16 protein-coding genes and 2 pseudogenes are annotated in these 22,082 nt (G+C 60.3%); 11 read left to right on the forward strand and 7 right to left on the reverse strand.

Going from position 1 to position 22,082, the window contains the following annotated elements:
- Positions 1 to 130: 130 nt before the first annotated feature.
- The 3 genes and pseudogenes from HSW_RS00925 to HSW_RS25130 form a co-directional block, all read right to left on the reverse strand.
- A complete protein-coding gene (locus tag HSW_RS00925) occupies positions 131 to 1,570 on the reverse strand; it encodes a hypothetical protein (RefSeq protein ID WP_044000403.1) in 1,440 nt (479 codons plus the stop codon).
- 374 nt (positions 1,571 to 1,944) lie between these two features.
- Positions 1,945 to 2,076, reverse strand: coding sequence for a Tn3 family transposase (locus HSW_RS23320; protein ID WP_081768197.1), 132 nt, complete (start codon positions 2,074 to 2,076; stop codon positions 1,945 to 1,947).
- A 205-nt stretch (positions 2,077 to 2,281) separates the two neighbouring features.
- Positions 2,282 to 2,431 (reverse strand): annotated as a pseudogene (locus HSW_RS25130) (hypothetical protein); the annotation flags it as partial.
- A 16-nt stretch (positions 2,432 to 2,447) separates the two neighbouring features.
- Here HSW_RS25130 and HSW_RS00930 point away from each other — a divergent pair.
- From HSW_RS00930 to HSW_RS00960, 7 genes and pseudogenes are all read left to right on the forward strand, one after another.
- Positions 2,448 to 2,708, forward strand: a complete 261-nt coding sequence (locus HSW_RS00930) for a hypothetical protein (protein WP_044000404.1) — start codon at positions 2,448 to 2,450, stop codon at positions 2,706 to 2,708.
- Positions 2,709 to 3,036: 328 nt separating this feature from the next.
- Positions 3,037 to 3,633, forward strand: coding sequence for an RNA polymerase sigma factor (locus tag HSW_RS00935; RefSeq protein WP_262489377.1), 597 nt, complete (start codon positions 3,037 to 3,039; stop codon positions 3,631 to 3,633).
- Positions 3,634 to 3,772: 139 nt separating this feature from the next.
- Entirely contained in the window at positions 3,773 to 4,810 is a 1,038-nt protein-coding gene (locus HSW_RS00940; RefSeq protein ID WP_155832753.1) for a FecR family protein, read from the forward strand.
- Between the two features lie 158 nt (positions 4,811 to 4,968).
- Positions 4,969 to 8,400 carry a TonB-dependent receptor gene (locus HSW_RS00945; protein WP_052345961.1) on the forward strand — a complete coding sequence of 1,144 codons (3,432 nt, stop codon included), beginning with the start codon at positions 4,969 to 4,971 and terminating at the stop codon, positions 8,398 to 8,400.
- Between the two features lie 25 nt (positions 8,401 to 8,425).
- On the forward strand, positions 8,426 to 10,039 hold the full coding sequence (locus HSW_RS00950) for a RagB/SusD family nutrient uptake outer membrane protein (protein ID WP_052345962.1): 1,614 nt from the start codon (positions 8,426 to 8,428) through the stop codon (positions 10,037 to 10,039).
- Positions 10,040 to 10,171: 132 nt separating this feature from the next.
- Positions 10,172 to 12,096 (forward strand): annotated as a pseudogene (locus tag HSW_RS00955) (alpha/beta hydrolase-fold protein).
- 46 nt (positions 12,097 to 12,142) lie between these two features.
- Positions 12,143 to 13,108 carry a glycoside hydrolase family 43 protein gene (locus HSW_RS00960; RefSeq protein ID WP_044000406.1) on the forward strand — a complete coding sequence of 322 codons (966 nt, stop codon included), beginning with the start codon at positions 12,143 to 12,145 and terminating at the stop codon, positions 13,106 to 13,108.
- Positions 13,109 to 13,527: 419 nt separating this feature from the next.
- Here the strand turns inward: HSW_RS00960 and HSW_RS00965 are convergent, their stop codons facing one another.
- The 4 genes from HSW_RS00965 to HSW_RS00980 form a co-directional block, all read right to left on the reverse strand.
- Positions 13,528 to 13,863 (reverse strand): Dabb family protein, encoded by a 336-nt coding sequence (locus HSW_RS00965; RefSeq protein ID WP_081768198.1) that lies wholly within the window; start codon positions 13,861 to 13,863, stop codon positions 13,528 to 13,530.
- Positions 13,864 to 14,076: 213 nt separating this feature from the next.
- On the reverse strand, positions 14,077 to 15,123 hold the full coding sequence (locus HSW_RS00970; protein ID WP_044000407.1) for a replication initiation protein: 1,047 nt from the start codon (positions 15,121 to 15,123) through the stop codon (positions 14,077 to 14,079).
- 836 nt (positions 15,124 to 15,959) lie between these two features.
- Positions 15,960 to 16,436 carry a hypothetical protein gene (locus HSW_RS22295; protein WP_052345963.1) on the reverse strand — a complete coding sequence of 159 codons (477 nt, stop codon included), beginning with the start codon at positions 16,434 to 16,436 and terminating at the stop codon, positions 15,960 to 15,962.
- Complete coding sequence (locus tag HSW_RS00980; protein ID WP_044000408.1) at positions 16,436 to 17,203, reverse strand: ParA family protein; 768 nt, start codon at positions 17,201 to 17,203, stop codon at positions 16,436 to 16,438. The genes HSW_RS22295 and HSW_RS00980 overlap by 1 nt, the downstream gene beginning before the upstream one ends.
- A 986-nt stretch (positions 17,204 to 18,189) precedes the next feature.
- Here HSW_RS00980 and HSW_RS00985 point away from each other — a divergent pair.
- The 4 genes from HSW_RS00985 to HSW_RS01000 all read left to right on the forward strand — a co-directional run bounded on the left by HSW_RS00985 (position 18,190) and on the right by HSW_RS01000 (position 22,031).
- Complete coding sequence (locus HSW_RS00985; RefSeq protein WP_044000409.1) at positions 18,190 to 18,714, forward strand: BfmA/BtgA family mobilization protein; 525 nt, start codon at positions 18,190 to 18,192, stop codon at positions 18,712 to 18,714.
- Between the two features lie 52 nt (positions 18,715 to 18,766).
- Positions 18,767 to 19,789, forward strand: a complete 1,023-nt coding sequence (locus HSW_RS22300; protein ID WP_262489378.1) for a DUF5712 family protein — start codon at positions 18,767 to 18,769, stop codon at positions 19,787 to 19,789.
- 426 nt (positions 19,790 to 20,215) lie between these two features.
- On the forward strand, positions 20,216 to 21,271 hold the full coding sequence (locus HSW_RS00995) for a hypothetical protein (protein WP_155832754.1): 1,056 nt from the start codon (positions 20,216 to 20,218) through the stop codon (positions 21,269 to 21,271).
- Positions 21,272 to 21,296: 25 nt separating this feature from the next.
- Complete coding sequence (locus HSW_RS01000; protein WP_262489379.1) at positions 21,297 to 22,031, forward strand: type IV secretory system conjugative DNA transfer family protein; 735 nt, start codon at positions 21,297 to 21,299, stop codon at positions 22,029 to 22,031.
- Positions 22,032 to 22,082 lie beyond the last annotated feature (51 nt).

The following is a 22,082-nucleotide window of genomic DNA, read 5'->3' on the forward strand; positions in this document are numbered from 1 at the left end:
TTTTTCGATTCCGATATTTTTTATAGCCTCAAAAAAAGTCATTTTTTTGAGCTGGGGCAGCGGGCGCGGCAACGCAAAAAACCGCCTGGTTATCCAGGCGGTTTCGGTGGTCGTGTGTAGCGGGGAGGGGTTATTGCAGGTCGTGGGGGGTAGTAACCGGGAACCGGAACCGGCCCACGAACACCTGAGGCGTCACCTCGGAAGCTGGTTCCGGAAGGCTGAACGTACCTCCTACCAGGGCTTCCCCGTTGGGGGCCAGCACTAGGGCGGTGCCTTCATCGGCCCCCTGCGAGCCCAGCGCCTGCACATTCAGCCACTTGCCTTCGGTGGTCAGGCGGGCCAGAAAGACATCAAGGCCACCCTTGCCGGCCAGGACAGTGCCGGGGCAGGTGGCAGCCGGGCTGCTACTGCCCACCACGTACAGCGTACCAAGGGCCGAGAGGGCCAAGTCACGGCCAGCCTCCAGGGCCGGGCCTTGCACACTGGTAACCCACTGCCACTGGCCGGCTGCGCTCAGGCGGGCCACGTAGGTATCATCGCCCCCATGGCTGGTAACCTGATGGGGGCCAAACGCCGTCGGCCCGCTGCAGGAGCCCGTCACGTAAATCCGGTCCTGCTCATCTAAGGCTAAGGCGTTGCCATACGTGGTGCTCTCACTGCGCGCACCCGTAGCCCACTGCCAGGCACCGGCCCCGTTCAGCTTGGCCACGAAGGCATTGTGCGTGCCCTGGCTGACGAGCGGGTGGGTGCCGAACTGCCCGGTGCCGCCCACGTAGCCGGTCACCACAATAGCGCCCTGCGTATCCACCACCATGCGCCGGACGGCGCCCTGCTCCGTGGCCCCGAGTTGGGTTGCCCAACTCCAGGAGCCGCCTTCGCCCAGCCGGGCCACGAACCCATCATTGCCCGCCGTCGCGTGCAACCGATGGGAGCCGAAAGTGGCCTCTCCCTGAAAGCGCCCCCCAAGCAGCACGTTGTGCTGCTTGTCGATGGTCAGGGCCAGCGCTTCATCCTGCTCAGGGCCGCCGGCTGTGAGTACGCCGCGCCACTCGCCCTGCGGGGTAAGGGCGGCCACAAACACATCCTGGCCGCCGTTACTCGTTACCTGCCGACCACCAAAGGTGGCCTGCCCACCAAATGAGCCCGCAACTAATAGGTTACCGTCGTTATCCAGGGTCAGGTCGGTGGCACCGTCATTTTCCGCACCACCGGCGGCCACGGCCCAGGCCCACTGCCCGCCGGCCGTCAGCTTGGCCACAAACGTGTCGCTGCGCCCCTGGCTGACCAGCCGCGTAGTACCAAACCGAATCTGCCCCGTAAACCGGCCGGTCATGTACACACTGCCCGCCACGTCGGTGGTCAGGCGTTGCAGCACGGCCGAGCGGGTTTCGGCGCTTTGCACCAGCCATTGCCAAGGTGCCTGCTGGGCCTGGGCCGCTCCGCCGCTGCCCACTGCTGCCAGTAGCAGTCCAACGGCGCGTACTTGGCGGCCCAGGCCCCGATTGGTCGTGCAGCTACGCTCAGGGAGCAGGGAGGCGGGTTGTTGAATCCGGAGGAAATGTGGCACCATACTGTTGTTCTTTTGGAGAAAGAAAGCCTCTTCGTAGAGTACACTCTTTGCTGCCAATACAGCGCCATGATATTATATGGTTGAATATCAATCATATAAGATACAGAACAATCTCATCAGGTATCTATTTTGTGGAGTGACAGTCCGTTTCATAGACAATTGCTCCACAAAGTCCCATTTGCTTTGGTTACAGGCGGGGCCTGGAACAACTGCTGGTTCAGGGACAAGCAGCTCCAGCACACAGGCACATTCTGCACCAGCTGTTTGCAGGCAGCTGCTGCTCTTGCTCGCCAGCGTAAGGAATCTGCCCGTTTTGCCTATATAACACGGCGTAAGCGAACTGGTGGATGCTTTCCAGCTTGTCCAACTGGTCGTCAATGCGCCCAGCGCAGGTCCTGGTCGTCCATGTAGCGCAGCAGGAACTCGGTGCGCACGGTTCGCCCCAACTCGCGCAGCGCCAGATGGAGCGGGTGGTGCCGGGAATAGGAATTGAGGCGCTTGAGCACAGAGGCTGAGGGTGAGCCGCAGGATGGTTTCCCGCACTCCCCGGTTCAGGGGCTTGCCCAGCCGCGGGGCGTACGCGGCCAAGTCGGATACGTCCAGGCCGGCGAAGGCCACAGCTGCTGATCCTGAAACGACTGGTTGCGCGGGGCAAAGGCCACTTAAATCAGGTACGTCACGGCGAAGGCGACTTCGGTAAAAGCCGTGGGTATCGGTGCTGTGCATGGTCAATTCCACCAGGTCGTTAGGCAGCAGGCCATCGACCAGATAGGGGGTTTTCCGGGTAGCAGAAGTGAAGATCATCGAATAAAACAGCCGGTGCCGGTTATCGAGAAAGCCGTAGGACATCAGGCCCTTATCATGCCCGAAGTACTATTTGTTCCTGCGTTTCGGCCTGTTACAGCAGGAATTGAGTTTACTGGTGCGTCATGCGTTCACCGGGTGGGATGTGAGGCTGTTCGTCGGATTAGGCGAAGTGTTTGTCATCGGCAGCGACTTTCGCCACAAGTCGTTCCTGCTTCTGCTGCTGGTTCGCACGGTGCTCTACCCCATGGTAGCGGCCCTTTGGCTGCCGGTGGCAGCGGGCTCAAAATATTTGGGCTGTACTTGTCGAGGACCAAAATTCCGACCTGATTAACTCGCCGCTCTATGTCGTTTGCTTTCCCGCTGCTAGCCTGACTCATTGCCATGCAGTAACTGCATGTGTAGCCTATAGTCGTTAAATGCGGCTTTTGAATTGTTTTTTCACCTAAGGCTAAAAGGGTGAAAGCATCGAAAAGTGGGGAGAAGCCAAGCCACGTTCTCGTGCGTGGTACTTCTACCAGAAGTTGAACCAGTAGCTGCTAGTAACACATTCTTGCTTACGGGTAAACACCGGGCGGCTGCCGGAGCTTGATAGTGGAACTAAATTGACAGTCAATTGTATATTCGCTGTCACTCTCCATGTGTGTTAACTAGCAAGCAGTGTGAAGTCCGCTACTCTACCAGATCATGCTTCCCGGCCGGATGCGGCCTTGCTCGAGGCAATGAATGCGGGCGATGAAGCAGCTTTTGCGGAACTGTATAAGCGCTACAGTTATCAGCTGTTTAATGTGGCGTACGGCAAGCTCAAAAACCGGGAGACAGCCGAGGAACTGGTACAGGATTTGTTCGAAACCTTGTGGAGCAAACGCACTGATGTCCACATCCAGCAGCTGAGTCCCTACCTGTTTTCGGCCCTGCGCTATCGCATTATCAACTACATCAAGTCCGAGAAAGTCCGGACGAGCTACGAGCTTTTCTGCCGTCTCCACCACACCGACGCCGACCCGGGTACGGAAGCAACCGTAGCGCTGAATGATCTGAATGAGGCGCTGGCGGCGGGTATGCAGCACCTTTCTGAAAAAGCTCAGGAGGTTTTTCGCCTAAGCCGGCTGGAGCAGTACACCATACCCGAAATATCGGTGCGCGTAAACTTATCTGAGAAGACGGTGGAATACCACCTTCGGAAGTCGCTCAAACTAATGCGGCTCTACTTGCGCAATTTCCTGCTACTATGGCCCATCTGGTTTTTTATCAAGTAGTTAAATTATTTATAATAAGCCTTTTACTATCAAATAAGAAGGAATCGCATCACGCGGATAAAAAATAATTACGGCTGGGTTGAGGGTAATCGGCGACTTGGGTGACTTCCTAAGTAGCAACCCGTCAAACCCTTTCCCCGTGACAGAACCGGAATTTCATAAGCTCCTGCAACGCTACTTGAGCGGGCAGTGTACGGCGGAGGAAAAGGTACTGGTCGAGCACTGGTACGACCAGCTTGAGCAGGCGGAGGGGCAAGAGGTGCGCGCCCAACATCAGGCGGATGTAGAACAAGCCATCTGGGCGCGGCTGATGACCCATCGGCTCCCTGCCACACCCGAGCCCCGGGTGGTGGTGCTGTGGCCAGCACCGTTGCGCTGGGCCGCCGCCCTGGCCTTGCTGGCAGTCAGCATTGGCTTGCTGCTGCTGGCTACCACACGTTTGCCGGCCCCCGCCCGCCTGACTGCAGTTGCTTCGGCGAATGGCTGGATACGGCAAACCAACCCGACCCGGCAGGTACAGCACTTGCTGCTGCCCGATAGCAGCCACATCAGCCTGCACCCGGGCAGTAGCCTGCGCTACCGTACGGCCCTGGCGGGCCCCCGGCGGGAAGTGTACCTAGAAGGCGAAGCCTTCTTTCAGGTCAGCAAAAATCCCAAACGGCCCTTTCTGGTGTTTACCAAGCAGGTGCTCACCACGGTGCTCGGCACCAGCTTCCGCGTGAAAGCCTACGCGGGCGGCCAGCAAGCCTCGGTGGCGGTGCAGGAAGGCAAGGTGGCCGTTCAGGCGCGGGAGGGTGCGCAGCTGGAAGCTTCGCCCGCGCACCCGGCGGCCCAGGGCGTGCTGCTGCTGCCCAACCAGCAGGTGGTGTATTCGGCCGCCCGGCGGCGCCTGCAGAAGGAACTGGTGGACCGGCCGGTAGTCCTGGTGCCCCAATCCTTCGAGTTTGAGGCGCGGCCCGTGGCCGAAGTGCTGGGGGCGCTGGAAAAAGCCTATGGGGTGGCCATCATCTATGATAAGGCCAAACTGGCTAACTGCACCGTCAGCATCACTTTCTACGACGAGCCCCTGTTTGAAAAGCTGGGTCTGCTGTGCAAGTCGCTGGGGGCTTACTACACACTCTCCGACGCCGACATCCTGATTCACAGCGAAGGCTGCCAAAGCCAGCTAGGCAGCTAGGCAGCTAATACCCGGTTCCCACCGGTGCTTACAAGAATCGCCATCTGTTTACATATCAGCTATTTATCTCTATCATCTATTTACTCAATCGATTGCGCAGCTCCGCTCCTCTCCTACCCGTGCTTTTTTTCGAATTCCCACAACATATTTCCCCATCCATGAAAAAAGCTGTACACTTCCCACCGCCTGCCTGGCCCGCAGCCAAGGCCCTGTTGCTGCAAACGGCCCTGGTGTGCCTGCCAGCCCTGGCGGCAGGCGCGCATCCCGTTACTGCAAGCGCCGCTAACCACCTGCTCCTGGCCCAGGGAGTACTCGAGCAGAAGATTACCCTGCGGGTAGAAGCCCAAACAATTAAGGCAACGCTGAATCAGATTGCCCGGCAGGCCAACATTCGGTTTGTGTACAGCCAGCAGCTGGTGGGTGCCGACCGCAAGGTGACCATCAACGCCCAGGATGCGCCGCTGCTGGCCGTGCTGGATGAAGTGTTGGCGCCGCTCAAAATTCAGTACGAAGTAGCCAACAAGCGCGTGGTGTTGCAGGCGGCTTCCCGGGCGGGAGCGACCACGGCTGCCGGTAGACCAGACGTGCCCATCTCCGGGCGGGTAGTGGATGCCAAAGGAGATGGTATCCCGGGCGTAACCGTCATTGTAAAGGGAACGGCCATCGGTACGGGCACGGGCCCGGATGGCAGCTTCACGCTGCAAGCCCCCGAAAACAGCGTGCTGGTATTCAGCTTTGTGGGCTACACCCGCCAGGAAGTGCCCGTAAGCGGGGCCACGACCTCTCTGAGCGTGACGCTGGCCGAAGACAAGCAGGCCCTGAGCGAAGTAGTAGTTATCGGCTACGGCACAGCGCGCAAAAGCGACCTGACCGGCTCTGTGGCCTCCGTGAGTGGCGCCCAGCTGACCCAGGTGGCCACTTCCGACCCGGTGCAGGCGCTGCAAGGCCGCGTGGCCGGTGTGGAAGTGACGTCCAACAGCGGCCAGCCTGGTTCGGGCACGCGCATCCGGGTGCGGGGCGTGGGCACCATCAACAACAGCGACCCGCTGTACGTGGTGGACGGCATCCAGACCAGCGACATCGGCTTTCTACTGCCGGCCGATATTGAGTCGACGGAGATTTTGAAGGATGCTTCGGCGACGGCCATCTACGGCTCGCGCGGGGCCAACGGCGTGGTGCTCATCACCACCAAGCACGGTAAGGCGGGCGCCACGCAGTTCAACCTGTCGGGCTATACGGGCTTCCAGCAGGTCCGGCGCACGCTGCCCCTGACCACGGCGGCCCAATACGCAACGCTCGTGCTGGAAGCCTTCACCAATGCCGGCCGGCCCCTGCCCGAATACGCCCCACAACTGCAAGAAGCCATTGCGACCAACGCCGAAGGTGTTGATTACCAAGACCTGGTGACGCAGAAAGGCCTGATTACTAATTATAGCTTGTCTGCCTCGGGCGGCACCGAGCAGAACCGCTACCTGGTAAGCGGCAGCTACTTTCAGCAGGACGGCATCATTAAGAATTCCGGCTTCAAGAAGTTCGTGATTCGGGTGAACGACGATATTGTCCTCACCAAACGCATTAAGGCGGGCGTAGCGGCCACCTTCACCAACAACAACCAGACGGGCAGCGGTGATGGGCAGGGAGGCTCGCAGCCTTACCTGGTGCTGCAATACGCCCTGCAGACGAACCCGGTTCTTAACCCGTTCGGCCCCAATGGCACCTACAACGAGGACAACATCACGCGCAATGCGCTGAACGTACCGCGCTACCTCGACGAGCAAAAACTGAACAAGGTGCAGAACAATAACCTGTTTAGCAGTAGCTATATTGATGTGGCCCTGTTCAAGGGGCTCTCATTCCGCTCCACGTTTGGCATCAACTACTTCAACAACCACCCCAAAGTATATCAGCCCCAGTACTACATTGGGCCGGTAGACCAGCGGGCCCAGAGCGCGCTGATTGAGACGCGCAGCGAGAACGTTTCGTGGGTGTGGTCGAACTACGCCAACTACACCAAAACCTTCGCCGACAACAGCTCCTTCTCGGCTACCCTGGGCCAGGAGGCGCAACGCGGCTACGGCAACGGCATTTCCATCACGGCCTTCAACGTGCCGGCCGATGTCTCGCTGCAATACGCATCGGCCTCGCGCAGCACCGGCAACGTGGTGCGCAGCAGCCAGTACGACGGCAGCTTAGCCTCGTACTTCGGTCGGGCCAACTACAATTTCCGTGACCGTTACCTCGTAACAGGTACCCTACGCCTGGATCAGACCTCGAAATTCCTGGGGGCGGTGCGCAACGGGTATTTTCCGTCGGTAGGCGCGGCCTGGAACATCTCCAACGAGCAGTTTCTAAAGGATGTGAGCTACTTATCGGCGCTGAAGCTGCGGGCCAGCTACGGCCAGGTGGGCAACCAGAACGCCGCCCCCAACTACGGTTATGCCTCGGTGGCCACCAACAACCAGACCTACTCCTTTAACGGAGTCCCCGCGCCGGGCCTGGCCATCAGCCAGATCAACAACCCGGACCTGAAGTGGGAAACGGCCATTACTACCGACGTGGGCCTGGATGCCGAGCTGTTCGACAGCCGACTGACGTTTACGGCCGACTACTTTGAGCGCCGCACCCAGGACATGATTGCCCTGCTGCCGGTGCCCGACTACGTGGGCCAGGCTCCTGCTCCTGCCAACGTGGGCGCCCTGCGCAACCGTGGCCTGGAGCTGGCCCTGAACTACCGCAACGAGATAGGCAAGCTGCAGTACAACGTGGGGCTTAACTTCACCAAAATCAACAACGTAGTGACCAGCCTGGGCGGTGGCAACCCCATTGCCAGCGGCAACGTGCTCCCGCAAATCAACAATACCACGCTCACCGACGTGGGCCGCGAAATTGCGTTCTTCTACGGCTTACAGGCCCAGGGTGTATTTCGTAGCCAGAACGAAATTGACACCTACCGAAACGCGGCCGGAGACCTGGTACAGCCTGGGGCCCAACCTGGTGACGTGCGCTACCAGGACACCAACGGCGACGGCGTGATTACGGCCGCCGACTACACGTACCTGGGTAGCGGCACCCCCGACTTTACCTACGGCGGCTCGCTGGGCCTGAACTACGCGGGCTTCGACTTCAAGGTGTTGCTCTACGGGGTGCAAGGCGCCGAAGCCCTGAACGGGGCGGGCTTTAACCTGAACAAATCGGCTGACTTTGTGGGCGTGTGGAGCAACTTCTACGCCAGCCGCATGGACCGCTGGACGCCCAGCAACCCCAACAGCGACCAGCCCCGCGTAACCTCGACCGACACCAACGGCAATGACCGCATGAGCAGCCGCTACGTGGAAGACGCCAGCTACCTGCGGGCCCGCAACATGGAGCTGGGCTACACGCTGCCCCAGGGTTTGCTGGGCAAGGCCAAGTTGACCGGTGCCCGCGTGTTCGTCTCGGTGGACAACGTGTTTACCATCACCAAGTACACGGGCTACGACCCCGAAATATCGACTGCGGCGTTCTACAACAGCCCCCTGGCTTACGGCGTCGACTACGGCAACTACCCGCAGGCGCGCACCTACCGGCTGGGCTTCAACGTGCAGTTCTAATCTACTACTTCTAATCCCATCCTGTATGAAACCTACCCGCGCCGCCGTATTGCTCGGCCTGCTACTAACTTCCGCTCTCACGCAGAGCTGCAAAGACTTTCTGGAGAAAGAGCCCCTGGGCACCACTACCCAGGACAACCTGTTCCGGGACCCGACCAACGCCGTACAGGCCGTTAACGCCGTGTACGACGTGGCCGCCTGGGACCAGGGACCCAAGTGGGGCGACCCCACCGGCCAGTACGTGGCCCAGACCTACGAATGGATGTTCGGGGATCTGATGACCGATGATGCCGAAAAAGGTGGCAGCTCGGCCAGCGACTTCCTGTCCCTGATTGAGCTTAAAACCTGGAACATTCCGCCCTCTAATCCGCCCGTGACCACGCTGTGGGTGCACAGCTTCACGGGCATTGCCCGGGCTAATACGGTGATTAATAACATCGACGCGGGCACCATCGACGCGGGCCTGAAGGCGCGCCTGAAGGGTGAGGCGCTGTTTCTGCGGGCCTATTTCTACTTCAATCTGGTAAAGGGCTTTGGGGGCGTGCCGCTGTTTGAAAAAGCCGTGACGCCCACCGAAGCGCCCAACGTGACGCGCGCCACCATTGCCCAGACGTACGCCTTCATTGAGAAAGATCTGGAAGCTGCCGCGACCCTGCTGCCCGAGAAAAGCGCCTACGCCGGCGCCGATAACGGCCGGGCCACCAAGGGCGCGGCCAACGGGTACCTGGCCCGCGTCATCATGTACCAGCTGGGCACCGTGAACGGCAATAACCACACCTGGCAGCAAGTGTATGACCTGACGAGCACCGTCATCAGCTCCGGCCAATACAGCCTGCTGCCTAACTACGCGGCTATTCACCAGGAAATCGGCGAGAACAGCAGCGAGTCGCTGTTCGAAATTCAGTTTGCTACCTCCAACGACGGCTACGGTCCTATTTCGGTAGGCACCACCAGCAACATTTTTCAGAATAACCGCAAGACGTTTGGCTACGGCTTCAACAACCCCACGCAAAACCTGGTGGATGAGTTTGAGCCCAATGACCCGCGCCGCGAAGTCACGATTATCAAGAACAACGACATCGTGCTGGGCATCCTCAACCCCGTCGACATCACGCAGAATGCCACGGGCTATTTTAACCGCAAGGCCGCCATTATAGCGCCCAACGCCCCGGAATCAGGCCCGCAGAACATCCGCAAGCTGCGCTACGCCGACATCCTGCTGATGAAGGCCGAAGCCGCGGCCCGGCTCAGCAGATCCGGCGAAGCGGTGGCGCTGGTCAACCAGGTGCGGCAGCGGGCCCGCAGCTCCACCCGGCCACCGGGTACCACGCTGGGCTCCTTGGCCTACGAGCCGGCCAACACCCCCGCCGGCACCTTGCCTGACCTGTCCGGCGGCCTATCGGGCCAGGCCTTGCTGGATGCCATCTGGCACGAGCGCCGGGTAGAGTTCGGGGAAGAGTCGCTCCGGCTGTGGGATTTAATTCGGACGGGGCGTTACATGGGCATTCTGCCGGCGGCCGTCCGGGCGCGGGCCCTGTCGCACGTTGCCACCGAGACGTCCGTGAATCCGACGCCCTTGTTGCCCATTTCCCTCAACGATGCCCAAACCTGGAAGCTGGCGCAGAACCCGGGGTACTAGCCGGCCGCTCATTTTCCTGACTTCCGGCAGGGATTTCTAGCCGCTTCGAGGGTGCTGGCTCATTGCTTTCCACAAGGCAGTGAGCCAGTTTTATTGTATGCCCATAATTAGCCGCAGAACGCACTTAAAGTCATGAAAAACAGGTTCCCGATGCTGCTGAGCCTCGTCTTGCTGGGCATCAGCACCGCGGCGGCTCAAAAGACCCCGCCGGAAGCTCCGAGGGGCTTCGACCAGCCCACTGCCGGCAGTGCCACCGGCCGCATAGACAGCCTTAGCTACCCCTCCAAAACCGTGGGCACGGTGCGCAAAGCGCTGGTCTACACGCCGCCCGGGTATTCTACAAGAAAGAAGTACCCCGTCCTGTATCTGTTGCACGGCATCGGTGGTGATGAAAAGGAATGGCTCAAGGGCGGCCGTCCGCAGGTGATTCTGGATAACCTGTACGCGGCGGGTAAGCTCCGGCCCATGCTGGTGGTGATGCCCAACGGCCGGGCCATGCAAGACGACCGCGCCGTGGGTAACATCTACGGGCCGGATAAAGTGGCCGCCTTCGCCACCTTCGAGAAAGACCTGCTGACCGACCTCATTCCCTTCATCGATAAAACGTATCCGACTCTGCCCACTCGGGAAAACCGGGCCCTGGCCGGGCTGTCGATGGGCGGGGGACAGTCCCTGAATTTCGGGCTGGGCAACCTGAATACCTTTGCCTGGGTGGGCGGGTTTTCTTCGGCTCCCAACACCAAACCGCCCGAGCAGCTGGTGCCCGACGTAGCCAAGGCTAAAAAACAGCTCAGGCTGCTCTGGATTTCGTGCGGCGACCAGGACGGCCTGCTGCCCGTCAGCCAGCGCACCCACGAGTACCTCTACGAACACCGCGTGCCGCACGTATACTACCTGGAGGCGGGCGGGCACGATTTCAAGGTCTGGAAAAACGGCCTCTATCTGTTCTCGCAGTTTCTGTTCAAACCCGTGGACGTGGCGGCGCTGCCCACGTACACCGTGCTGGGCACGCCGGCCGCCACCAACGTGCGCAACGCCAACTACCCCCAGATACGCCCGGATAATCGCGCCGTATTTCGTCTGAAAGCCCCCGGCGTGGGGCAGGTGCAGTTGGATCTGGGCCGGAAGTACGACCTGGTAAAAGACAGCAGCGGCACCTGGACGGTGACGACCGACACCCTGAGCCGCGGCCTGCACTACTACTCGCTGGTACTCGACGGCCTGCCCGTCGCCGACCCGGCCAGCGCCACCTTCTACGGGATGGGCCGCATGGCCAGCGGCATTGAAATTCCCGGCCGCGAAACGCGCTTTTACGCTCTGCAGGACGTGCCCCACGGCGAGGTGCGGCTGAAGCGGTTCTTCTCCAAGGTCACCAATTCGTGGCGGCAGTGCTACGTGTACACGCCGCCGGGCTACGAGGCTAGTACCGCCAACTATCCGGTGCTGTACCTGCTGCACGGCGGGGCGAAGACGAAACAGGCTGGGCCCGGCAAGGCAAAGCCGATCTGATCCTGGACAACCTGCTTGCCGCCAAACAGGCCAAACCCATGCTCGTGGTGATGCTCGACGGCAACCTGGGCGGCCCCGGCAGCCCGGCGGGCTCCAGCGAGAATGCGCTGAAGCGCTTTGAAGACGAGCTCAAACAAACGGTGATTCCGGTGGTGGAAAGCAGCTACCGGGTGGCAAAGGGAGCCCAGAACCGGGCGCTGGCGGGCTTGTCGATGGGCGGCTTGCAAACGCTGTACGCCGGTTTGCGCAATACCGATCTGTTTGCCTCGCTGGGCGTGTTCAGCTCGGGCTTTTTTGCCAACACCCCTGCGCTGTCCGACCCGCAGTACGCCTTTATGAAAGCCCATGCCGGCCCCATCAACACCAACCTGAAGCAGTTGTGGCTCTCGACGGGCGGGCCGGCCGACATCGCCTACGCCAACAACAAAGTAATGCGGGCCAGACTCGATGAGCTGGGCATCCGGTACGTGTATAGCGAGTATCCCGGCGGCCACACTTGGCCCGTGTGGCGGCACGATTTGTACCGGTTTGCCCAGGGGCTGTTTTAAGCGCCCGGCTTCTCCTGCCAACCACCCCTTTTCACAGCTTACTACCATGAAGAATAGGTTTTTCCTCCTACTCGTATTCCTGCTCATCGCGTTGGCAACTACCGATTTGCGAGCGCAGAATCCTATTATCCGTGACGTATTCACGGCCGACCCGGCCCCGCTGGTGTACCGTGACACGCTGTTTCTGTATACCAGCCACGACACAGCGTCGGTGCAGGAAACCAACTACAAAATGCCGGACTGGCGCATCTACTCCACCACCGATATGGTGCACTGGAAGGACTACGGCACCCGCCTCTCGCCCCGCCTCTTTGCCTGGGCTACCGGCGACGCCTACGCGGCACAGTGCGTGTACCACAAGGGCAAGTTCTACTGGTTTATATCTACGTTTCACCAGAAGGATGATAATAGTCAGGGCGGGGCGGCCATCGGCGTGGCCGTCTCGGACCGGCCTACCGGCCCGTTCACAGATGCCATTGGCAAAGCACTCATCACAAACGAGATGACCAAGGACCTGCCGCACGCCTGGGATGACATTGACCCCACCGTTTTTGTGGACGACGACCAGCAGGTGTACCTGTACTGGGGCAACGGTAGCTGCCGGTGGGTGAGGCTCAAGGATAGTATGACGGCGCTGGCCGGCCCCATTACCACCTTCACCCCCCAAAACTACATCGAAGGCCCGTGGGTGTACAAGCGCCGGAAGCTCTACTACCTCGTGTACGCCAGCGCCGGCACCAAGCCCGAAATGATTGAGTACTGCACGGCTCCCAGCGCCACCGGGCCGTGGACGTACCGTGGTATCATCCAGCAAAATGTACTCAACAGCTTCACCACGCACCCTGGCATCATCGACTACAAGGGCCAGAGCTATTTCTTCTACCACAATGGCGCGCTGCCCACCGGTGGCAGCTACCGGCGCTCCATCTGCGTGGATGACTTGCGCTACAACCCGGATGGGACCATTCAGCCCATCGTGCAGACCACCACGGGCGTAGCACCCATCAAATAGAAAAGCATTAGAAAGTATGGGGCAGTGGACAAGCAACCCTCCAGGTGCCGATGATGCCGGCTAGCGCCTTCCTGCGTGAATAGCTTCTAAGCGAACCCGCCGGCCAATCGGGTTGGCCCGTCGGCGGCAATTCCCGCAGTTGCCCTTCTGCCCACTAGTAGGGCTTGACGCTGCGGCTGCGCACGGCTCAGGGACAGCACGTGCACCGCCTGACGCACTAAGCATCGCCTCTGCCAGGCCGCCCCCGGTAAGTTGCCCCACTGTCGCGGGCCGGCCAGCCGCCCTAGCAAAGCAGCAGCGAAAGCAGGCCCTACTTCTGCGCGAGCCGCCCATCGCCGGCATCCGTGTTCGGCCAGCACTGAACCCCTCATCTACAGCAGGGCAGCGGGGTTATCAGCCGGAGGCATCGCCCGTTCTCATTAGCTCATAACGGGTCCCAGGGCATCGTAAATGACCACTTTCTCCCAGTAAGCCGCGTAGTGTTGCCGAAACGCGTCGTGAATCGGGTGCTGCTGATAGTCTGCTTCTTGTTCTGCATTGTCGAACAGGCAGAGCCAGGAGTACGCGTAGGTGCGTTCAATTACCTCGCGGCTTGTCTGGGCTGGGGTGCCGATATGCGCCAACTTGATGGACGGGATGCGAGCCAGCTTCTGCAGTCCTTCCAGCAGCATGGCCTTGTCTGCCGCGCTGGCGCCGGCGGGCATGTAAAACAACACGTGGTGTACAAACAGGGCGGGTGAGGCAGAGGTATTCATACGGCTATGGTCGCGGTAAAAAGAACAAGGACGAGGCAAGATGGGCAGGAACTTTCAAGGAGGATAAGATCTGGCTGCAACATAAGATCTGGCTGCAACGCTTTTTTAGCACTCATTCATCGTTGTACGAGCCAGTCTTCCTTAAATCGTGCCATGCCTGCCAAAGGGGTTTACATGCCCCTATGCACGCCTCTTTTCCGGGCAGCTCCCGGCTTACTTGAGCGTTTGATACAGCCCCGGAAACTCCGTTTTTAGCAGGTTAATGGCGGCACCACCGAGATTATCGAATACCTTGTTGCCAGCCTCAAAGTCCCGCAGCAGCGGGTGAGTCACCTTCATGAGCTTGGCGATGCGCACTTCGTCGTCACCGATGAAGGCCAGCACGTGCTGAATCTGGGCAACCGTCATCCGGAGCTTCTGCAAGCGGGTCACAATGCGCTGCTGCAACGTGGGCAGCTCAGCGGTCAGGGCGAGGCTCATCTGCTTTTCCCCGGTCCGGGTTCTGGCGCCGGTGCCGTTTCGCACAGCCTGCTCGGGCAGCCCCTCCTCCCCTAGCTGGGCCAGGGGCTTGGGAATGGTGAAGCGTACGCTCTTAACCTTCTTGCCCTCCTTGACGGGCTGGTAGCTGACTACCCAGCCCAGAGAGTGCAGCTCCCGCAGGGCGGGCTCCAGCACGTACCGCTTAAAGTCGTAGAAAAGCGTGTAGGTGACATCGTTGTCATCGCCCAGCACCTGCTTGCGCAGCGTTTCAAAGTCCACTTCCCACAGGCCTACGTCATCCCAGGACTTGAGCAGCCAGTACAACCGGTGGGCATGGGCGGACTTGAGCGTGAGCAGGGTCTCAATCTCCACATGGGTGTACTGCTCCGCCAGCTGTAGCAGGAAGGGTTTGATTTCCGGGGCGAAGTTGCCCGTCAGAAACCCCGAGCCCTCGTTCAGATCAATGTAGCTGATGATGGAATAGGCGGTAAAGCGCTTTTTGTTGCCGGTCTGCGCCTCTATGCTGACGACCTTGGACATGAGGCTTTTGCAGGCGTCGCGGATGGTTTCGTACACGCTTCCCCCCTTCTTCTGCGTCATTACCCGGCTCAGGGGAATGGAGATACCGGGCAGCTCCGTCTGGTCCTGGTGAATACACCCGAGCGCCAGGGCGAAGATGCGCGCCTCCACGTGCGTCAGCTTCAGGGGTGCTCGTACTAGGGCATTGGCCTGGTAAGCGCGGGGATAGAGGGCAGCAGACGAAGCAGGCACTATAGGCATAGACGAAGCGGGCCAGAGAGAGAGGGTACGAAGATAGCCGGATCGGCGTGAAAACCTACCAAATCTCACGCAAAAGGCCATAGAGTGCCATTTTTCACGTAGATGCGGTTGGCCCTACTGTTGAGTGCCATTTCTCACGTAGATGGGATTGGCCGGCCTCCTAGTGCCACTTTTCACGCAGGTGGTGCCATTTCTCACGTAGATGGTGCCATCTGTCACGCAATTGGGTGCCATTTCTCACGTAGATGGTGCCGTTTTTCACGCCGAATGGTGCCGTTTTTCACGTAGCAGAGTGCCGTTTTTCACGTAGATATCAGAGTTTATAATCTGGTAGTCAATCTGTTACGCCTCCCTGAATATAGAATAGTAAAGAATAGCTTAAGAAGACGGAAGAGGTTCTGGCTTTTTTTTGGGATAAAAATTGCCTGGACGGCAGGAACTCAGCACGGGCCGGCAATCCACTGGTGGTTCTGCTGCGCATGGCAAGGCCGGAAAACGAAATGGAGCCGGCACCACCGAACCCGCTGAGGCGAAGGCGGATATCTTTCTGGGCAATTGCGTGAAAAATGGCACTCCCGGCCCGGTATAGGCCCGCTACACAGCGCAGGAACTTATCTACGTGAAAAATGGCACCCTGGCGAGTTGCATCACTCCCGCTGCCAGAGCCGGGTGAGTGCCATGCTTCTAGATCCGGTCATCTGCGCCTGCTATGGGCCAGGGTACCGGAGTCTTTGCTTTTTGCCTTACGGGCGGGCAGCCCCTCCCCTCCCCTACCGCCCAAAAAGAAAAGCAGCCCCGCAAGAGGCTGCCTTTACTGACTCTGCTACCTGGTACACTTACTTGGCGGGCGGCAGCTTGCCGGTCTTGCGCAGGTGCGCGTCGTAGTGCCGGTGGGCCGCTTCCAGATAATTCTTGATGTTGGTAGGCGTATCCGGGCCTGGCGTGGCCAGCAGCAGGCTCATCTTAATCTCCTGCACTACGGATTTGGCGATTTGCACCGTGTGCAGCGGCACTTCGGCCTCCGGAGCGGGAGCAGCGGCCGCGGCGGGCTTACGCCCCCGGGAGGAGGCCCGTACAGGTGCCGCGGACGCCGGGGCTGAAGCAGCGGCGTCCGGTGCTGCTACTTCTACTGGAGCGGGCGCCGGGGCCGGAGTCGCCACTGCGGCCGGCGCCGCGATGGGCTCCACCGGGGTGGGCGGCGCGGTGGCCGTGCGGGTGGCCTCCCCTCCCATCCCGGCCCGGGCCTGCTGGCGGGCTTCTTCGGGCACTTCAATGCGGCGGCGCGGGGTGATTTGTGGTTTCTCGAAGCCCATTATTTCGCGGAGGAGGAAACGGTGGATACTGATGTAGCGGCTGTGGCGCGGCGGTCGGGCAGGCCTAGGCGCTCGATGAGCTCCTCGCAGACCCGGCGGATTTCGTCGCTGGTGTCCTTGGTGCCGCCCGCGTAGCGCGCCCAGGCCGGGTTAAGCAGGCTGTAGAGCGTGGAGGCCCGGGTGTAGGCCTTGCGGTGGCCCAGGTAGGAGTTGAAGCGGGAAAGTCCCAGCCCGTCGATGTACTCGTCCATCTCTTTTTCCTCCCGCTGCCCCGCCACGCGCTTGGTGGGCAGGCCGTAGTACTGAAAGTCAATCTGCGCGTCGTCGGCTGCCTTCTTGATGGCTTCCAGGATGGTCATGAACTCGGCCGTGGAGGCCCGGTCCAGGTAATCTGACACCAGAGGCACAATCACCGCGTCGCAGGCCGTGAGGGCGTTGAACACGTCGTCGCCGTCGGCGCGGCCTGGCACGTCGATGATAATCAGGTCGTAGGTGTGCTCGGGGTTGTCAATGAAGTCGAAGATCCGGCTGAGCTGCCAGGGGTACACGTCGTAGGGGTACTGGGCGTCGGGGTTGGCTTCGCGCAGCTTGGCAAAGTTGGCGGCGTCCACCTGCTCGCGGGTCTTAACGATGCTCTGCTGGTAGTCGCAGTCCAGGACGGCGATGCGCAGGCCGTACTCGGTGGCCAGCGGGGCGGCCAGCACGAGGGCCAGGGTGGATTTACCGGAGCCCCCCTTCTGGGTGGCAAAGCTGATAACCTTGGACATAGTTGGTGTGGGGGTGAGGGCGTGAATGGCTGCTGGGAATAGGGACCAGCCGAACGGTGAGCCAAAAGTAATAGAAAACCAGAAATACAGAACCTCACTTTTGCTGAAAACCAGAAATGTTACTACGCAAAAACATAGAAAAACAATTCTGTTTATCAGTTATTAAACATAGATACAAAACAACAGAAAAACATAAATGCAGAAAACTACTACAACAGAAAAACAGAAAATTAGTCTTGTAGAAATATAATACTATGTAAATGTAAAATTGTATAACTGTATAAATGTGTGAATACGAAAATGCAGAAATACAGAAATGCAAAAATATAGAACTACAAAGTTGCAGAAACGTGAATCTGCAAGCAACGCTATTGGTAGTGTCTTGTCTAGTAACAGAAATACAGAAGAACAGAATTGTATAAAAGTAGAAATAAAAAGCTTGGCTTGCGTATCTGGTATGCTTGAAGACCTGTAGAAAAGCAAACCTGTAGAAACACAGAAATGTAGAAGGGTACTACCACCATCGCTGTGCTGCTTCGAGTGTAGCTTGCCTATAGCAACAGAAATACAGCATTGCAGAACTACAGGAAGCCGGTGCCGAAACAAAGCCCTGCTGGTGGCTCTGGAAGAGCATTTCGAAGGCGGAAAAGCCCTGACCTGACGCCAAATCAGTAGGTGTGGCAAGTTGCCAAAACCACAGTCTGCTGGCCCAATCCACCTGCCAATAGAGCCCGAATGAACAGGACAGTAAGGGAAAAAGCACCTGATGCTAACACAGAGGCATAAAGCCGTGTACTAGCTTCTTACTAACTTTTTGCTAGCCATAGAATAGTCTCAGCAAGAAGAATGATCCAATCCTAAGGCTAATGGCTTAGTCTTGAGTGATTTATAGATCAGTAGAGCTGATTTGCGGGCCACGGCAAGATAAGTGGTTGATTATAAGCATAAAACATGACCCACAAAGCTGCTAAACCGGACAGAACACAATGAGCACGGAGCTACGCAAGCGGGTCACCCTGGACAACAACGCCCACCGGAAAGCCGAGGCGGCCGCGGCAGAAGTCGGTGCCAGCCTGGGCGTGTACGCCAGCGCGGCGGTGGAATACTTTGCTACCCGGGGCCTGGACCCCCGCGAGACGGAGGCCCGGGAGGGGCAACTCATCATGCAACAGATAAAGAAGCTCGGGGACCGGGTATTCGGGTTACTGCAGGAGCAGGAGCGCACATTGCTCACGGCCATGCTGGAGGAGATGCTGCGCACCCGCATCACGCTGGAACGGGTGTTGCGCCTGAATGAGATGCTGGTGGGCAACCTCAACGCGCAACTCGAAACGCGCAGTGAAGCGCAGCTGCAACGGCAGCAGCAGGCCCTGCAGCTGCTACGGCAACGCAACGAGGAAGCTGTGGAAAAACAGGTAAAAGAAGCCTTGGAAGCAGCCCAAAAAGTAGGACCGCGCACGCGCAGCAACCCGGCTGAAGCGGCAGCAGAGCAGGGGCCGCAGGGTAGATAAGCACCCACGATACGCACGTAAACTACCCGTCTCCTTCTCGGACGTACGTTAAATTAATCCCAAAACACACGGCAAAGCCGCGTATACCAACACCGGCAGCAGCGCGCAGACGCTCCAATACCTGCAGCACGAAGCGGTAGGGGAGGGGCGGCCGGCCACGTTCTTCAGCGGTGATGCGGACGCATTGAGCGCCGCGCAAGTGCAGCAGGCTATTAACACCAACGTGAAAGGCCTGCAGGCCGGCGAGGCCAAATTTTACTCTCTGGTGCTGAGCCCGAGCGAGCAGGAACTGGCCCACATCAGCAGCGACCCGGAGAAGCTCAGGGCCTACACCCGGCAAGTGATGCAGCAGTACGCGCAGAATTTTGCCTTGCCCGGCGGCCGGCAGCTAAGCAGCCAGGACATCGTCTGGAGCGCCGTGCTGCACCAGGACCGTACCCACCGGGGCACCGACCCGGAAGTTGTGGCCGGCACGGCCAAAGTAGGGGAGAAGCGGGCGTGCCGACAGGCCCACGTGCACGTCATCGTCAGCGCCCGCGACGCCGAGCAGAAGCTAACTCTCAACCCCGGCGGGCGCCGGCAGTGGTTTGACTTGATGCGCTGGCAGGCCGCGGCGGGCCGGCAGTTTGAGCAGCAATTTGGCCACGTGGCCCAGGCGCACGAGAAGCTAAGGCCCAAAGGTACCCGGCAGCGGGACCCCAGCTACGACGCGAGCCGGCTGGAAAAGATTGCCAGGCGCGTGGCGCGCATCAACCTGCTGGTGCCCCGCGAGCAGCACCTAGCGCCAGACACGGTGCAGAGCATTGCGTTGGCCCGGCAGTTTGACAAGACCTTTTACCGCATGCTGACCCGGGTTGAGGAGCGGGCCCGTGATGGCCGCCCCATCGACAACGCTTTGCAGTTACTGCGCATGGGCCGCGAGCAGGCCGCTGCCCCGCAGCGTCAGGCCATTACCGCCCTGCACGCGGTGCAGCATCTGGTACGCCGTGCCCGGCAGGCCACCCAGGACGAGCGCACTGAGCACGTGGCCGAGAAGCCTGGCCGCCGCGGCGCGGAGCTGGACATCGAGATGTGAGCCCTACCCGCAACCCAATCCCTTTCCCTTATCCTCTATGACCAGTTTACTCCCTCGGCCGGTAGCCCAGTACCACTCCATCGGTCTGCTGCTGCTGACCCTGCTGGCCGGCGAATGGTACGTGCTGCAGCACCAGGCCGGGCAGGCTCCCAAGCTAGCGCCCGGCCAACGCCTGGCGGCCCGAATGGCCGTCATCAACCAGCAACGCGCCGAGGCCCGCCGCGCGCGGCAGCAGCAGCAGGCAACGCCGGTGGTCGGCAGGCCAGCCGCCGGGCTGGCCACGGCCACGAGCCGGGCCGGCGACCGAGTGGTGAGTAGGGGAGGGGCAGCCGCACTGCGCGTGGCTACTGCCGGGCAGGGGTTCAAAGGCAGGCTGCTGGTCAAGGCGGCCGGCTCTATGACGCGGCTGGCCTCTTGCTGCGGGCAGTGGTGCTGCTCGCGGCCGGGGTGCTGGTGTTCGTGCTGCCGGCACCCGCGCGCAAGCCCGGCGGTCCGGTCCGGCGCAAGCCGCTGCGGCCCGAGGCTGTGCGTGTGGTCGTGGCCAGCTGCGCGGGGCTGTTTCTGCTCAGCGCCTACGTACTGCTCACTATGGCTTCCTACCAGCCGGGCTTTATTCAGGTGGGCTACCCCGTTGCAGTAGCTGTGGCGCTGGCCAGTGGCTTTGTGGTGGGCCTGCTGCGGGCCGCGACCAAGTGTCCGGCGTTTGGGCTGCGGGTGGATCGTAAGAAGCTGGCAACCCCGGACGGGTTTAACCTGCCCACGGAAGGGGGTGGTTGGGTGAACGTACCCAATCCCTACCGCGGCGTGCTGGTGCTGGGCGGCGCCGGGGCAGGTAAGACTTACTTCATCGGGGAACCGGTTGTTGAGCAGCTGGCGGCCAAGAACTTTACCGAGCTCATCTACGACTTCAAGCTTCCGGTGCTGGCCGAGGTGGCCCAGAAAGCACTGGAACTGGCCGGACGCCGGCAGAGTCCGCCGCGGCCGCTGCCCAGCGGGGAGCCCGAGCCAGCGGTGGTGCTGCACGTGATCAACTTCCGCGACCTGCAGCGCAGCGAGCGGGTGAACCCGCTGCGGGCCGAGGACCTGCCGGTGGTGGCGTTTGCCGAAGAGTACTCCCGGGTCATCAACAACCTCAATCCGCAGAGCATCCGCAAGATGGAGTTCTTCGACATCAGCGCCGTGGCTTACCTGACGGGCATCATCTGGTTTTACAAAAAGCACTTTCCCCGCTACTGCACCATTCCCCACGTGGTGGCTACGGCCATCCACAAGGACTTCAAGCACGTGCTGAGCATGCTGGAAACCGACCCCGAGTGCGCCGGCATGGTGCGCAGTATCGTGAGGGCCGTCGAGCAGCGGGCCGAGAAGCAGGTAGCGGCCGTGGTGGGTACGCTGCAGGTAATTCTCAACCGCATCAACTCCCCCGAAATCGTCTGGGTGCTCACGCCCGACGAGGCGAAAGGGGAGGGGGTTCTCGCTTAATCTGAACGACCCAAAAGAGCCGGCGCTGTTATGCATCGGCAACGACCCGACGCTGAAGGAAACCTTCTCGCCAGTAGTCAGCTGCATCATCACCGTAGCCATCAAGCTCATGAACCAGCAGCACAAGCACCGCAGCTACGTACTGCTCGACGAGGGCGCCACGGTGTACGTGCCGGGGCTGGAACTGCTGCCGGCCACTGCGCGCAGCAACCAGGTGGTCACCATCTACATGACCCAGGATTTGGCGCAAATGACCGACGCGTATGGGCCTGAAAAGATGAAGGTGATGGTCTCTAACCTGAACAACCAGTTTTTTGGCAAGGTCAACTCGCTCGACACGGCTAAGTTCATCTCCGAGCTCGTGGGCCGGGAAGATAAGCTCATCCACAGCACCAGCGCCGGCAAGAGCCAGGGCGGGGGCGGCGGGCGCGGCAGCCACAGCTCCAACCTGAGCACCAGCTACCAGGAGCGCAGCCTAGTGCGGGTGCAGGACGCCATCGGCCTGCAGCAGGGCGAGTTTATCGGGCAGACCGTGGAAACCGAGCGCACCTTCTTCCAGGGCGTCATCTCCCGGGCCGATGCTACCCAGGAGCGCTTTCCGCTGCACCCGGTGGCCACGTTTGGAACCGGCGAAGAGGACGGCGGCGCCGCGTTGTCGGCCGTGGTGCAGGAAAACTACCGGCGGGTGCAGCAGCAGATCAAAGAAACCGTGGCCCTGCAGGTAAACACGCTAGCCGGAGGACTCGAAGGCGACCGGTAAGGAGTCCACCCGGGCTACTCACCCAGGCTACTGACGTGGGCCGAACTGGCT

It is taken from the genome of Hymenobacter swuensis DY53, assembly GCF_000576555.1.
GTDB lineage: Bacteria > Bacteroidota > Bacteroidia > Cytophagales > Hymenobacteraceae > Hymenobacter > Hymenobacter swuensis.

Coding starts and splice junctions, on each gene's coding strand:
- HSW_RS00925 (WP_044000403.1), bottom strand. CDS start 1,570: ATGGTGCCACATTTCCTCCGGATTCAACAACCCGCCTCCCTGCTCCCT.
- HSW_RS00945 (WP_052345961.1), top strand. CDS start 4,969: ATGAAAAAAGCTGTACACTTCCCACCGCCTGCCTGGCCCGCAGCCAAG.
- HSW_RS00950 (WP_052345962.1), top strand. CDS start 8,426: ATGAAACCTACCCGCGCCGCCGTATTGCTCGGCCTGCTACTAACTTCC.
- HSW_RS00960 (WP_044000406.1), top strand. CDS start 12,143: ATGAAGAATAGGTTTTTCCTCCTACTCGTATTCCTGCTCATCGCGTTG.
- HSW_RS00965 (WP_081768198.1), bottom strand. CDS start 13,863: ATGAATACCTCTGCCTCACCCGCCCTGTTTGTACACCACGTGTTGTTT.
- HSW_RS00970 (WP_044000407.1), bottom strand. CDS start 15,123: ATGCCTATAGTGCCTGCTTCGTCTGCTGCCCTCTATCCCCGCGCTTAC.
- HSW_RS22295 (WP_052345963.1), bottom strand. CDS start 16,436: ATGGGCTTCGAGAAACCACAAATCACCCCGCGCCGCCGCATTGAAGTG.
- HSW_RS00980 (WP_044000408.1), bottom strand. CDS start 17,203: ATGTCCAAGGTTATCAGCTTTGCCACCCAGAAGGGGGGCTCCGGTAAA.
- HSW_RS00985 (WP_044000409.1), top strand. CDS start 18,190: ATGAGCACGGAGCTACGCAAGCGGGTCACCCTGGACAACAACGCCCAC.